Origin of the sequence: Salmonella sp. SJTUF15591 (genome assembly GCF_043356435.1) — a bacterium.
Lineage (GTDB): Bacteria > Pseudomonadota > Gammaproteobacteria > Enterobacterales > Enterobacteriaceae > Salmonella > Salmonella enterica.
In genome coordinates this window covers 81,823-95,294 of record NZ_JBEUJO010000001.1, presented here as the reverse complement: position 1 = coordinate 95,294, position 13,472 = coordinate 81,823, and the positions used below count along the sequence as shown (strand labels likewise).

12 protein-coding genes are annotated in these 13,472 nt (G+C 45.8%); 4 read left to right on the top strand and 8 right to left on the bottom strand.

The features are described 5' to 3' along the window. Positions 1-115: 115 nt before the first annotated feature. Both ABVM99_RS00475 and ABVM99_RS00470 read left to right on the top strand, forming a co-directional pair. A complete protein-coding gene (locus ABVM99_RS00475; protein ID WP_077684036.1) occupies positions 116-973 on the top strand; it encodes a GyrI-like domain-containing protein in 858 nt (285 codons plus the stop codon). A 444-nt stretch (positions 974-1,417) separates the two neighbouring features. After that, entirely contained in the window at positions 1,418-2,473 is a 1,056-nt protein-coding gene (locus ABVM99_RS00470) for a hypothetical protein (protein WP_023182212.1), read from the top strand. Positions 2,474-2,686: 213 nt separating this feature from the next. Here ABVM99_RS00470 and ABVM99_RS00465 read toward each other — a convergent pair whose 3' ends face one another. Further along, positions 2,687-2,923, bottom strand: coding sequence for a YgdI/YgdR family lipoprotein (locus ABVM99_RS00465; protein WP_001168017.1), 237 nt, complete (start codon positions 2,921-2,923; stop codon positions 2,687-2,689). 128 nt (positions 2,924-3,051) lie between these two features. Beyond that, positions 3,052-3,642, bottom strand: coding sequence for a TetR/AcrR family transcriptional regulator (locus ABVM99_RS00460; RefSeq protein ID WP_000208474.1), 591 nt, complete (start codon positions 3,640-3,642; stop codon positions 3,052-3,054). A gap of 77 nt (positions 3,643-3,719) precedes the next feature. On the opposite strand from ABVM99_RS00460, the gene bdcA reads away from it, so the two are divergent. Then, entirely contained in the window at positions 3,720-4,433 is a 714-nt protein-coding gene (gene bdcA / locus ABVM99_RS00455; protein WP_000171957.1) for an SDR family oxidoreductase, read from the top strand. A gap of 90 nt (positions 4,434-4,523) precedes the next feature. Here the strand turns inward: bdcA and ABVM99_RS00450 are convergent, their stop codons facing one another. Beyond that, entirely contained in the window at positions 4,524-5,393 is an 870-nt protein-coding gene (locus ABVM99_RS00450) for an aldo/keto reductase (protein ID WP_000456775.1), read from the bottom strand. A 276-nt stretch (positions 5,394-5,669) separates the two neighbouring features. Further along, positions 5,670-6,575: a LysR family transcriptional regulator gene (locus tag ABVM99_RS00445; protein ID WP_023195032.1), complete on the bottom strand. Its 906-nt coding sequence runs from the start codon at positions 6,573-6,575 to the stop codon at positions 5,670-5,672. Between the two features lie 118 nt (positions 6,576-6,693). Between ABVM99_RS00445 and ABVM99_RS00440 the strand changes: the two genes are divergently transcribed. Continuing rightward, positions 6,694-7,623, top strand: coding sequence for an aromatic alcohol reductase (locus tag ABVM99_RS00440; protein WP_052938177.1), 930 nt, complete (start codon positions 6,694-6,696; stop codon positions 7,621-7,623). Between the two features lie 457 nt (positions 7,624-8,080). Here ABVM99_RS00440 and ABVM99_RS00435 read toward each other — a convergent pair whose 3' ends face one another. The 4 genes from ABVM99_RS00435 to ABVM99_RS00420 all read right to left on the bottom strand — a co-directional run bounded on the left by ABVM99_RS00435 (position 8,081) and on the right by ABVM99_RS00420 (position 13,255). After that, positions 8,081-9,283 (bottom strand): MFS transporter, encoded by a 1,203-nt coding sequence (locus tag ABVM99_RS00435; protein WP_023137140.1) that lies wholly within the window; start codon positions 9,281-9,283, stop codon positions 8,081-8,083. A gap of 379 nt (positions 9,284-9,662) precedes the next feature. After that, positions 9,663-10,439: an SDR family NAD(P)-dependent oxidoreductase gene (locus ABVM99_RS00430; protein WP_001727416.1), complete on the bottom strand. Its 777-nt coding sequence runs from the start codon at positions 10,437-10,439 to the stop codon at positions 9,663-9,665. A gap of 179 nt (positions 10,440-10,618) precedes the next feature. Continuing rightward, the gene (locus ABVM99_RS00425) at positions 10,619-11,923 is read right to left on the bottom strand and encodes an aromatic amino acid transport family protein (protein WP_023194851.1); all 1,305 of its coding nucleotides are present in this window, start codon (positions 11,921-11,923) and stop codon (positions 10,619-10,621) included. A gap of 144 nt (positions 11,924-12,067) precedes the next feature. Continuing rightward, complete coding sequence (locus ABVM99_RS00420) at positions 12,068-13,255, bottom strand: mandelate racemase/muconate lactonizing enzyme family protein (protein ID WP_023194850.1); 1,188 nt, start codon at positions 13,253-13,255, stop codon at positions 12,068-12,070. Positions 13,256-13,472 lie beyond the last annotated feature (217 nt).

The following is a 13,472-nucleotide window of genomic DNA, read 5'->3' as shown; positions in this document are numbered from 1 at the left end:
CAAGCAATTTAAATCTTTCTTGTTTTGCCAGAAAAGCTAACAACCACCCACCAGTTTAATAACACAGTATGTCAAACACCTTAAATGTTTATATTTTCGACTTCAATAAAGAGGAATGATGATGAAAAAAGCCATAATAATCTCAGTATTAGAGCAAATAGAAAAAAATCTTGAAGAGAGGATTGATATTGAAAAGCTGGTTGTTATAACAGGTTATTCGCGAAGGAGTTTGCAGGATTTTTTTAAAGAAAAGTGTGGCGTCTCTATCGGAAAATATATCAGACAACGCAAGTTGAGCAGAAGCGCCACTCTGCTAAAGCTGACCTCTCAGTCGGTCACAGATATCGCGTTCAGAATGGGGTTTGATTCAGTGCAGTCCTATAGTCGAGAGTTCAAAAAAACATTTGGCGTCAATCCCAATAACTATCGCAAGGCTGATTTCTGGGATCTCAGAAACCTACGGCCTCCTTACTGGCTTGACTGTGATGAGCATTATCAGTTCGAAATTTGTCAGCTTACGCCAAAAGAAATTTTCGGATTTCAAACATCTCATCAGATCGCAACAAATGACCTTCCTAAAAAAGCGTCGCCTATAAAATGGAAAATCATTCATGAGACGCTCAGGACGTGGGGCGAAAATGTGTATTGTCTCTCGTCTTTTAAGCCGGATAATACCAAAGACCAGGTCATCGCCGTAAGCAGTTTTTTTGGTATGGAACATAATTCCGTCGATGGAGGAAAAATACCCATGTCGAGGGTAATAAAATGTGGTAAATATGCAAAATTCCATTTCGTTGGTCATAAGGAACAATATCAACAATTTTCCAATACAATATATATGTGTATATTGCCAAAACTGAATCTTATCAGGAGAGAAGGAGAAGATATTGAATACTTCCATTTGGCATCCGTCCAAAAGCAACAGAATAATGAATCCATTGTCGATCTTTATTATTACATCCCTGTACTGTAATGACTTCGTACCATCCACGTATTTCATCTGAAAAGCCTTCTCTTTTCAGAGCGGTAATAAAACTCTCAGTATTGATTCTGATAAAATAAGTGACTATTAATATAGTTAACGTTTTGAAAGGATTGAAAAAAATAAATTGCGTGCACGCGACACCGGAGACAGATTTCTGACAGTACTGTACGGTGTAGTGATCAGGTAATATTGGCTACAGTTTACGGTAAAAGCAAAGTCCATACTTTAACTATTAATGGGAGTATGCTGGCCGGGCGGCTTACGGGGCCTTCATGCTCCCACATTTACAATGTTGGTATGATTACATTCTCTCTATACTTTACTGTGCTAACCTTTTATCTCGTTGAGATAACGTTTAATTAAAATGCTCTCTTTTTGATGTAGATTATAAGAGGAAACATTATTCATATTTTCGAAATCAGGGCAGACGATATGTATACAACCATCAGAAACACAACGATAGCAATGGTAGCTTGTTTTTCGTATATCGCACATGCCAGTACCCACCCTCCTCTTATTATCACCAGGGGAGCCGGAGGAGACGCCTCCGGAGCCACAGTCATTCATGATAATTGGCGGCATGGCACTCCTGACTTGGTCAATCTTACCGATATCCCCATAGATAAAATCAGACCAGAAAAATACAGTTGCGTACTGATTATTGGGCAAGGAGCTATAAAAGAGATGCTTCTTGCGAACAATGCCTCAGCAATACTTTCCGGAAAAACTGTTGGTCTGTACAGTCATCTGATCGATCAGAACACGCTCAGATTACTTCGGCAATTGCAGAACAAAGTGAGATTCAATCTCTTTTTTACCCGCTCACAGATAACTCTACTAAAACTAAGGAACATTTCAGAATATAATTTTTTGAGTTCTAAAGTAAATAATGTCTGGGGACAAGACTCACTAGCAATTGAAACAGTGGCACCTGACAGGGGTAATATACCGGAAAAAGCCCTTCCCCTCAAAACAACAGATTATGTGATATGGCTGGGTGGAAACTATACTACCTCTTCTGGTACGCAGCGTATCTTCACAAACGATCAGATTATTGTAGCCCTGAAACCACTACATAATGTTATTTCACCAAATGCATCGATTGCTATTATGCTTTCACCACGTTTTTTTGATAATAGCATGAGTAAAGAAGCAAAAGTTAAACGACTGAAGGCAGTGCTTAACACCTTTTCGCGAAACAGGGTCACATTTTATATGAATAAGGAGATGCTTGCTAATCTGAAAGAATTTGATTTGCCTGTTCAACTATCCCCTTCTTACGCAGAGCTGATGCGAATGCCCTGGGCCAGCGCTACCCAGCATTTTGCCTCTGTGGATCAATATAACCTCTTTGCTGATCTCATACCTAAAGTCACGCCGTTTCTTCTTGAACCGAATGATGCCGATCAAGCTCTCTATGCGACGGATTATCTTAATACCCGGCGTGTAAGTCTGACCCAAAATATTCTTAACCACGGTTGTGACTAAATAAAACGCGCAGAATCCGGGATAGTTAGCAATCCAAAACAGACCGTTAGCCATGAGTACTGTTTATCTTCACTATACAGGGAACAACCAAATAACTGACAACACAAATCAAGCCGATACCCGGAATTCGGCTATACAGGCGCTCTATTCAATTCAGGCCCAGAAACAGTCCGGTACCCATACTGGACACGGCCTCCCAACTGCTTTAGCGCATTACCAGTCCAGCTTCGATGCGCCTTCTGTCGTCTGCACTATTTCACTGGTTTTAATAACGCGATGATAACCATAAACATCAGCGTATTTCGTCATTCCGGTTGCGGTGTCAACCTCCGGCTTACCCTGCGTTTCAATAATCTCTCCCGTCCGGGTCGTCATGGTATAGGTCGTTGTACATCCGGCTAGCATCAACACTGATAAGCTAAGTACCGTAATAAGACTACATTTTTGCATTTCTCGTTTCCCTGACACCTCTATTTTTGATGTACTTTACCGAATACCGCAACGGCAAGATGGATGATTAGGGCTATTGCTCTCTGTTTGCCCGTATCTGATTGGCTCAGGTTTTTTGATGCGCTGCGTTAATCCGGCAGTAATCGCTCCAGCACATCCCCAGCCAGAAGCACGCTCTCCTGAAGACGCTCCAGGCTATACCCCGCTCGCGCCTTGGCGGAAAGTCCCGCCATTAGCGTCCCCATAAAGTCCGTCGTCCGGTCAGCCTCTTGCGGATACCGCATGGCGACATAAGTGCGAATCAGGTTTTCAGCAGCGATATAAAACTCGCAGGCGGCCTCTCGTGCCGGTTTATCGTTACAATGTGCGCCCTCCAGAACCAGACACCCAGTGGCATCAGGATCGGCAGCGTAACGTCTTGCCGCTTCCATCAGCACATCGATAAGGCACTTCGCGGTCGGGCGATCGTGACGCAGAAGCGCCCCGAGCGGAATCGCGTCGGTCATCCTGTAACGCTTTAATACGCGAGTATACAGCCCCAGCTTGCTGCCAAACGCCGCATAGAAACTGGGAGGATTGATCCCGAACGCTTTTGTCAGATCCGCTACGCTCACCGCGTCGTAGCCGCGCGAATGAAATAAGTGTTGAGCGGTTTCAATGGCTTGCTCCGGATCGAACTGACGAGGGCGACCCGGCGTTCGGCTATGTTTTGTAGTCATTACTACATAACTCCTTGACGGCATGATTTCATTACGCATATTGTAGTGGATACTACAATATCATAAAGGACATCCTGATGACGCTATTTCGCAACAAATCTGTACTGGTTTTAGGGGGAAGTCGTGGTATCGGCGCGGCTATTGTACGACGCTTTAGCGCTGACGGCGCATCAGTCGTTTTCAGCTACGCCGGATCGCGTGAAGCCGCCGAAAAACTGGCAGCGGAAACCGGAAGCATCGCCATCCAGACGGATAGCGCCGATCGTGATGCCGTCATCAGCCTCGTGCGTGAGTACGGACCGCTGGATATTCTGGTCGTCAATGCGGGCGTGGCTCTCTTCGGCGATGCGCTGGAACAAGATAGCGATGCGATAGATCGTTTGTTCCGTATTAATATCCATGCGCCTTACCATGCGTCAGTCGAAGCAGCCCGCAACATGCCGGAAGGTGGACGCATTATTATTATCGGTTCCGTGAATGGCGATCGGATGCCCGTACCGGGAATGGCCGCGTACGCCGCCAGTAAATCAGCCCTGCAAGGGCTGGCGCGCGGCCTGGCCCGTGATTTTGGCCCCCGCGGGATTACAATAAATGTGGTGCAGCCAGGCCCGATTGATACCGACATCAATCCGGAAGATGGCCCCATGAAAGAGCTGATGCACAGTTTCATGGCAATCAAACGACACGGAAGACCTGAAGAAGTGGCTGGAATGGTGGCATGGCTTGCCGGCCCGGAAGCCTCTTTCGTCACCGGCGCGATGCACACCATCGATGGTGCCTTCGGCGCCTGACGGCCAGGCGAATATCACACGGTTGCCGTCTACGCTCCGGCAACCGTGTTAGAAGCTGTTCATGCGAGAAAACATCCGCAAGCGCCGGGATCAATCGTGGATTTTAACGCCAAGACAACCGCGAACAAATTCAGGATTAAAATGCTTCACCGCTTCGCCAACGTAGCCTAAATCAAGGGCGTTGATTTGAGCCATTTCGTTATCCGTTAGTGAGAAATCCCAGATGGCAAAGTTCTCTTCAATGCGTTCCTGTCGAGTGGATTTAGGAATAACCGTGACGCCACGCTGCACGTTCCAACGCAGGACAACCTGCGCGATGGTTTTTTGATGGGCATCGGCAATCCTTTGAAGCATGACATTTTCATACGGTTTATGTCTCCCGCCGCCTAACGGCGCCCACGCTTCAGGCTGAACGTTATAATGCTTCATGGTTTCCAGCGCGGCGGGTTGTGCAAAGTATGGATGCAATTCGACCTGGTTTACCATTGGCGTAATTCTGACGGTTTCACAGAAGTTGGCTAACACATGCGCATAGAAGTTGGACACGCCAATGGCTTTTAGTTTACCGGCTTCATAAGCGTCTTCCAGCGCGCGCCACGCGCTAAAATAATCGCCCATTGCCTGATGCAATAAATAGAGATCAAAATAATCTAACCCGGATTTTTTCAGCGACGCTTCAATACCTGCTTTGGCCAGATCGTAGTTAGCCATATCTTGCACCCACAGTTTAGAAGTAATAAATAACTCCTCACGGGTACACAGACCTGTCGCGATGGCTTCACGAACAGCGTCACCAACGGCATCTTCATTGCCGTATACCGCAGCGGTATCGATAAGACGATAACCGCTGCGAATAGCGCTTAACACTGACTGCTGACATTCTTCTTTGTCGGTTACCTTAAAAACGCCAAAACCCACCATAGGCATTTTAAGGTTGTTACTTAATATTGAATATTCCACGCTAAAGCACCCTTTCGTCGTAAAGACGCCATGATAAGAGCAAAATACAGGTACAATGAGTATTGTTAAATCCGATTATATTTATACAAAAAGTTCATTAATAACAGTTGTACAGATTTTTTATTGCATCCAAACGTTCAGTGCTTGCTATATCCTCGCCGTGTAGCCCCCTGTTTGATAATGCCTTTTTCTTATGCGTCAAAACCAGTACCGTCATTTTGAACGTCTGTGGAAAAGTTTTCTGAACAGGCAATGCGATATCCGGAATAATATTTTTTAGCGAAGAGGCTCCGACTGGCTCAACGCCGTTTTGCACCAGTCATAAAAAGCGCGTACCGCAGGCGGCAGAAACCTGTTTTGCGGATAGACCAGCGCAAGCGGCAAATCATAAGAAGGGTTGTCCATGCAGGTCACCAGCGCCCCGCTGTGCAGATACGGCGCAACCAGATAGCTGGCGACGCGAATTAACCCCAGCCCCTGTATTCCGGCCTGAATATAAGCGTCCGTATCATCGACAACCAGCGTCTCCTGCATCCGCATCGCGTAATCCTCCCCCTCACGCGTAAAAAACCAGTCGGTGGTACGCCCGGTGCGGTGGTTCAGGTAGCCGACCGCATGGTGTTTTTGCAGATCATCTAAATTTTCAGGGCTACCGTAACGCTCAATGTAAGTGGGCGATGCTGCTATCACCCAGTTAAAGCTGGCAAGTGGACGGGCAACCAGCGTGGTGGAATCATCGATTCTGCCGGCCCGAATCACGCAGTCATACCCTTGAAGGATAATATCCTCCACGCTATCGCTGGAACAAAGTATCAGCTCCAGCTCCGGATACTGGCACAAAAAGGCCGGGAGCGTAGGAATAATGCAATGCCGGGCGAGAGATTGCGGCATCCCCACTTTAAAACGCCCTTTGGGTTGTGCCGCCCGGCCGGGAAATGACGACTCCATGGCCGCGATATCTGCCAGCACTCTTTTGCACTCTTCGTAGTAACGCCGCCCCTCTGCGGTCACGCTAAGTTTGCGGGTTGTACGTTGCAAAAGTTGAATCTTAAGCCAGGATTCGAGTTCTTTAACCACTCGCGATACCGTTGAGCGCGGCACGCCCAGCACTTCGGCGGCTCTGATAAAACTATGGGTATCCACTACGCAAACATAGACCTGCATCGCTTCCAGCTTGTCCATTTTCCCCCCGCCAATTATCCCATTTATCAGAACAGTCTAACCCGTCTTCGGCGTCTTATCGAACGCAGATCCCTGACGTAATCTCTATCTACAGGTGAACCAACACAGAGAGGGGCAAATGAAACAATCCAATAATCAGGTGGGTGAAAAAGTATTGGTGCTGGGCGCGGGACAACTGGGGGCGTCAGTGCTGGCGTCGTTGGTTCCGGCGGTCACACAGCGTAATGGTTCCGTTAGCGTTATTGTGTCAGGGCGATCCAGGGATAAACAGAGCAAACGACGTTCCAGCATTCATCAACAACTGGCGGATGCCGGTGCGCGGTTTATCCCGGTCGACATCGCAGACAGTTCGGTTGCAGCGTTAAAAGATCAATTCCACGGTTTTGATACGATCATCAATTGTATGGGGTTTGTCGCCGGTGCGGGTACCCAGATAAAAATCACCCGCGCGGTACTGGAGGCGGGCGTTAAACGCTATTTCCCCTGGCAGTTTGGCGTGAATTACGATGTGGTCGGCAAAGGCAGCGGCCAGCCGGTGTGGGACGAACAATATGATGTCAGGACGCTTTTGCGCGAGCAAAACGTCACGGAGTGGGTGATTGTTTCAACAGGTATATTTACCTCTTTTCTCTTCGAACCGGCCTTTGATGTGGTCAACTTAGACCAAAAAACCATCAATGCCCTCGGCGGATGGGAAAGGCAGGTCACCGTCACGTCGCCTGCGGATATTGGTCGCCTGACCACTGAAATTTATCTGCATCAGCCGCGTATCACTAACGAAGTCGTCTTTGTTGCGGGGGAAACGACCTCTTATGCAAAACTGGCGGAAACGGTCGAACGCGTGACGCAGCAAACCTTTACCCGAGGCGTATTGACGCTACCTGACTTACAGGAGCAGCTCCGTTTACATCCGCATGACCCAATGCTGCGCTATCGCGTCGCCTTCGCGCGTGGTGACGGTATATGGTGGCCGATGAGTGACACCTGGAATGTACAACATCATCTGCCGACACAGGATATTGCCACCTGGCTGAAAACACAGCAATGAGAACGGCGGCATCAGGCGCTCGCTTAATCCCCATGCCTTCTGCCAGCATCAGGCGGCGGGCGTGGTTACCTTGAGTTAACAAGAAACCAGTACGCATCAGTGCCTGGTTATGTGCTCCTGCTGTAACACCATGTCTGATAATGCTTTTTTCTTATCTGCAAAAACTGATGCCGACATTTTTACCGTAGGGAAAATAGTTTTCCGTTTTGTGATCTAACGATGCTTTTAACAAAACGCTTTAATCCATAGAGATAGCGTCACGAATAGCTTCCGGTTCCGGCCCAAAACTGAATGCGTCCTCAAGAATAAAGGAAAGAATGATACTAAAGTGCTCTCTTGTTCTCATCACCCCAGAGATAAACACTAAAAAGCCACAGCTTGAATTGCGATTGCGGGTGTCGTTCCTCTTATTTTGCCATAACTTACACCGGTTACCTTCCTGACACTGAGGTAAATATTACTCATGCTTTACGACAACTGTCTTGTGACTCCTTTTTAAGATACACAGAAATGCAATGCCAACAGGGATAAGTGACCCCCATAATACGGCATTCCAGCCATAAAGATTCAGCAACGCACCGGATGAAAACGACCCGACAATCATTACGCCAAATACCACAAAATCATTCAGGGACTGCACCTGAGTCTTCTCTTCGGGGCGATGATAATCAATGATCTTCGCTGAAGCGCCGGTAAAGCCAAAATTCCAGCCAACTCCCAGTAATATCAAAGAGAGCCAGTAGTGGAAGATATCTGTTCCGCTGAGCCCGGCAAGAACAGAACCTGCCGTAATAAGCAATCCAGTTGCGGAAATCCGCAGCGCGCCGAAACGGTTAATTAACCTACCGGTGAAGAATCCAGGCCCATACATAGCAATAACGTGCCATTGAATACCCAGATTGGAGGCTTGTTGAGAAATTCCATGCATATGCATTGAAAGGGGAGCGGCGGTCATCAGGAAATTCATCACCATATACGCAACCGCGCCGCTAAACACGGTCTTCAGGAAACCCGGCTGCCGAACAATTTCCTTCAGAGAACGCCCTCCTGATTTGGCTGCCACGGCTGGCTCGGCAGGAATTACGCCCTTAAGAATGAAGGCTGAAATGGTTGCTACCAGAGCCTGAGCTATAAAGGTAATAACAAATGTGTGTGGTGGCAGAAGATTCATTGTTCCCGTCACCAGCATTGGCCCAATGACACCAGCTACCACACCGCCCCCCATTACCAGGGATAATGCACGCGCTCGCCTTTCGGATGTCACTCCATCCGTTGCAGCAAAGCGAAAACTAAGTGCCACTGCAGCGTAAGCCCCTCCCAGGAAAGCGGCAAGACAAAATAGCAAAAATGAACCAATAAAAACCGCAAGGGCAGCAATCAAGCCAGTAATCACTCCGGCCCCCGTCCCGACCATAAATGCGGCTTTACGTCCCTTTTTTTTCGCCAGTGCGCCAAAAGGAAGAATGCAGGCGGCCATGCCCAGGACAAATATAGTGATGGGGAGTGTGGACAGAGCACCACTGGGAGCTATGGCATTACCAACAATGGCACCGGTGGCGTAGAAGACTACAGAGTTAGCCCCGGCAAGCGCCTGAGCTAAAGATAAGCGAATGATATTATTATTCTGCGCAGCTACTGGCAGCGTGTGTTCCAATGTCATTAGTTAAATTATCCTGATTCATGGCGAGTACAATTTGATAGCGTTCCTTTCCTGCTTTTAGCCTGTAAAGTGCGTCTTTGCCCCAGCTCGGAATTAAATCGCCTTCAATGTTATGTTTTGTGTCACAAACCATCTATTTAGTGAGGCATTAATAACCCAGTAATGGCTCTCTTCAAACTAATGGATATTTCCACAGACACGAATAACGTACTTAATCTTGTTAGTGTTATTTTCTGCGTATGATTGGCAACATGTGAATAAATTTATCATGCTTCCTCCGCCCAACACTTCTGGTTCATCCGCATCAATGACATAATGTGAACAGGATTGAATCTGCTCCCTAATAACCACACACGGTTGTCCGCGTGCGGCCTTGTTATCAGGCGTTACGACCAGCCATCACACCACCGTCGATATCCCAAATCGCGCCACTAACCCAGCCTGTCTTGTCAGACAGCAGGAATGCTACCGTTTCAGCTATATCAACCGGTGTCCCCACACGACCAATCGGATGGAAGCTATCAAAGCTGTTCATTACATCCTTCACATCGTCTTTAGGGATAAAACCTTCGTAAATCGGTGTATGTACGACCGCAGGAGAAACTGCGTTCACACGAATCCCGTTACTGCCCAACTCAATCGCCAGATTTTTAGTCAATGCATGAAGACCCGCTTTTGCCATGGAGTAAGCTGAAGACGGTGTAGCGCCTATAGCTTGCCGTGCCCACATAGAGCCAATATTGACGATAGATCCCTTAATACCTGCCTTAACCATATTGCGCACAACATCACGGGTAATGAAGAAAGTGGCACGGTTAATGCTCATATACATGTCGTAATCGGAAGGTTCGTGCTCGGTAAACGGTTTTGGGAAGAACACGCCAGCCGCATTCACCAGCAAGCTAACGTCTTTATGCTCCGCATTGATGGTATCCAGCACATGTTTCATTCCTTCTTCTGTCATCAAATCGGCAACAATAATGGCAACCTGACCTTCTGTCGCCAGAGCCTGACGGGCTTGCTCTGCTTTGTCCTGGCGATTGCCAATCAGCACCACGCTACCACCATTTTTCAATACCCGTTTCGCTGTTTCGAAACCCATACCGCTGGTACCACCTACTACTAACAATTTTTTACCTGTAAATAATGCGCTCATCGTTAACCTCTTAAATAATTGATTACTGCTTTTATGTGAACTAATGATGGCTTCAACGACGAGGACTGACGAATCAGAAGATTTTGCTGGCCGCTAAAGAAAATCTATCTCGCAATTAGCAACATCTAAGAGCCAGATTCTCTCTTAGATGTTATACCGTTTAATGACTTGTAAAACCTTTATTTTTCAAGGAGCTTAAATAATGGCGATACCACCAGCATAAAGCCCATTAGTGATACGAAAATTACCGCAGGGGATTTATATTTTTGTAAAGATGGCACTCGCCAGATCAGATAGCACGGAATAAGGCAAGAAACTAATCCAAAGGTTCCCACAGTCCATTGGAGTAATGCCATTGTAGACACATCGGCAACAACCCATCCCCAAAGAAGCGCGATCGCAGTAAGTGTAACCAAATAAGGGAGAAAATTATTAAATTTCTTACCACGTACGATGAAGCGGTCTGCAATATTAATAATAATTCCTGATAATGCATCGTAAAAACCGAGATAAATACCAAAAAAAGAAGTTAAAATAGCAGAAATACTTAGTAAAACCGAAAGTACTGGTATAAATCCGCCAGTGTTTTCAGGGATAATCTTTGCCATCAGCGCCAGCGCTGATGTATTTTGAGAAATCCCCATCTTTGCTTGTTCCGGGGTGGTTGAAAACATAAATGAAAACGCAAAAAACAGAACAGACACAACAAGGATAATATATGCTATCCGACTTGCCCTAAGAGCGCGAAATGTTGCGACTTTAGGGTCTGATTCAATTTTCCTGAATGCAATATTCATTGGATTAAGAACCTGAATAAATACAATCGAAAATAATGCAAAAGGGAGAGAAACCAAAACATCTCTCATTAAATCAATTAAACTGTCAGGGCTTGCCATGCTGACATTATTCATGTTCCAATAAGGGACCATCAATGCACCTAACACAATTATAATCATGAGTTTAAATACAATAAATGGCCCGGAAATTTTAAAGAGCAAACGTTCCCCACGGGAGGCAACCAGAACCATTGCTACCAACAATACCAGAGGAAACCATAACGTATCGGATAGTGAATGTTGAGTAACACCAAAACGCTGCAAATAACTGGAAGTATCATTAGTTATAGTAGCCGCATAACCCAGCATCCCCTTCAATATTGTAAAAAAATAGAGGAAGCTCAAAAAAGCCCCCCAGTTTCTCCCTAAATATTGCGTTATAGTCCCCGCATAATCTGTCTGTTTCGTTTCTGAAAGAGAGGTAATATACAATTTTGTTAATAGATAAACTATAGGATATGTAATAAGTAATGCAATCGCAGTTGCCCAAAAACCTTTAACACTCATTTGCAATGGCATAAATACAATTCCGGAGCCAATTGCCATGCCGATACACATTATTACCCAACCGACATCATAAGAAGTAAATGGGATTTTATTTTTTCCAACATTTTCCTTAACATTGTCTAATGCCATTTCTTGTTTCATTTATTGATAAACTCCATGACAGATGTTCAGTAGGCAAAGCTTTATATTAGATCTTATTACTTAGATCATATGGGAAGAAAAGATTCTGCTGTCAGATCTATTTCCCCCATACTATTTAGTTAGTAGAATTCATTTCACCAATAATTATTTTTCACAGATAGTTACTATATTCATCCGTTTTTCAGCATCTTTCCTAAGTGTCATACCAAAACCGGGTGTTACAGGAACAGCAATTTTTCCATTTACTGGCTGTAAATCTTCTTCAAACAACTCCCGGTTACAAGATTTAAGATTAAAAGAGTGGTGCTCATGGATCTCAAAATTTGGAATAGCTGCTTCAAATTGTAATGCCATCGCGATAGCAAGTGGCGAACCACAATTATGCGCCTGAACCCCGACGTCAAAAGCATGTGCCAAATGAGCAATCTTCATACCTTCTGTGATACCACCAACCAGGCCAATATCAGGTTGAATCATGTCGATGGCACCTTGTTGTAGATACGGCAGGAATCCCCATCGGGTATATAATCGCTCCCCTGTTGCAACAGGAATGGATGACTCCCTGGAGACTTTTATTTGCGCCTCTGGACTATTGTAGTGGGTAGGTTCTTCCATGAACAAAATATTTAAATCAGAAAAGTAATCGGCTAGCTGTAACGCTCCGGAGGTTGAAGTAAGTGAATTCCATTCGATAATGATGTCACACTCCTCACCAATTCCTTCACGGACCGCCTCCATACGAGAACGCGCCAGTTTGCGTTCGGCTGGAGTAAACACTCCCCGTTTACGAATACGTTCCCCATTAGCATCAACATAAACAGGACAAAGCTTCACGCAATCATAGCCTTCAGCTCGCGCAATTTGTGCTGTTTCTCGAAATTCAGCAGGATCGTTAAGCATCAATGATTCATCGGTCCAACCAAAATGAAGCTGGCTCGCATAGCAACGCAAAGGTGCTGGTGTTTTTGCTCCCAGCAGGCGATGAACCGATAAGTCTGCGGCTCTGCCTTTTATATCCCAAAGTGCCGCATCCAAAGCGCTCATAGCCCCAAATATCACGGGGCCTCCCCCTAAGGCCCAAAATGAACGCTGTCGCATGATTTCCCATAGCGTTTCAGTATCATTAGGGTCCTGTCCCAGAAGAAAACGTTCAGCAAGTATACGAATCATCGGAGCAATAGCCTCTGATGCCGTACCATAAGCAAGGCTCGCTTCCCCCATACCAGAGATTCCTTCATCAGTATGTATTCGCACGTAAATTGGTCGCCACAAATCAAGTCCATTTTGCCCGGACAGATCAATTTCAAGTGTTTCTATCTTCGTAATCTTCACTCTAAAAACTCCTTTAGATAAATTTTTTCATCTGGCCGAATTTATCGCCCTGACTTTTGTTATTACTAAGTTCTTTCATTTATATATTATTTGGTACCGAAAAATTCTATACGCCTGATAGCTACTTTGTCATTTCTAAAAAAAGACAGATGATGTAGAGTAGCCGCCATTTATGTTACAGCGAAAAATATAAAAATTAACATACTTATTCAGTGAG

Bases quoted from the DNA above. Each gene is read 5' to 3' on its own strand.
- ABVM99_RS00475 (WP_077684036.1), top strand. From the start codon at position 116: ATGATGATGAAAAAAGCCATAATAATCTCAGTATTAGAGCAAATAGAA.
- ABVM99_RS00470 (WP_023182212.1), top strand. From the start codon at position 1,418: ATGTATACAACCATCAGAAACACAACGATAGCAATGGTAGCTTGTTTT.
- ABVM99_RS00465 (WP_001168017.1), bottom strand. From the start codon at position 2,923: ATGCAAAAATGTAGTCTTATTACGGTACTTAGCTTATCAGTGTTGATG.
- ABVM99_RS00460 (WP_000208474.1), bottom strand. From the start codon at position 3,642: ATGACTACAAAACATAGCCGAACGCCGGGTCGCCCTCGTCAGTTCGAT.
- bdcA (WP_000171957.1), top strand. From the start codon at position 3,720: ATGACGCTATTTCGCAACAAATCTGTACTGGTTTTAGGGGGAAGTCGT.
- ABVM99_RS00445 (WP_023195032.1), bottom strand. From the start codon at position 6,575: ATGGACAAGCTGGAAGCGATGCAGGTCTATGTTTGCGTAGTGGATACC.
- ABVM99_RS00440 (WP_052938177.1), top strand. From the start codon at position 6,694: ATGAAACAATCCAATAATCAGGTGGGTGAAAAAGTATTGGTGCTGGGC.
- ABVM99_RS00435 (WP_023137140.1), bottom strand. From the start codon at position 9,283: ATGACATTGGAACACACGCTGCCAGTAGCTGCGCAGAATAATAATATC.
- ABVM99_RS00430 (WP_001727416.1), bottom strand. From the start codon at position 10,439: ATGAGCGCATTATTTACAGGTAAAAAATTGTTAGTAGTAGGTGGTACC.
- ABVM99_RS00425 (WP_023194851.1), bottom strand. From the start codon at position 11,923: ATGAAACAAGAAATGGCATTAGACAATGTTAAGGAAAATGTTGGAAAA.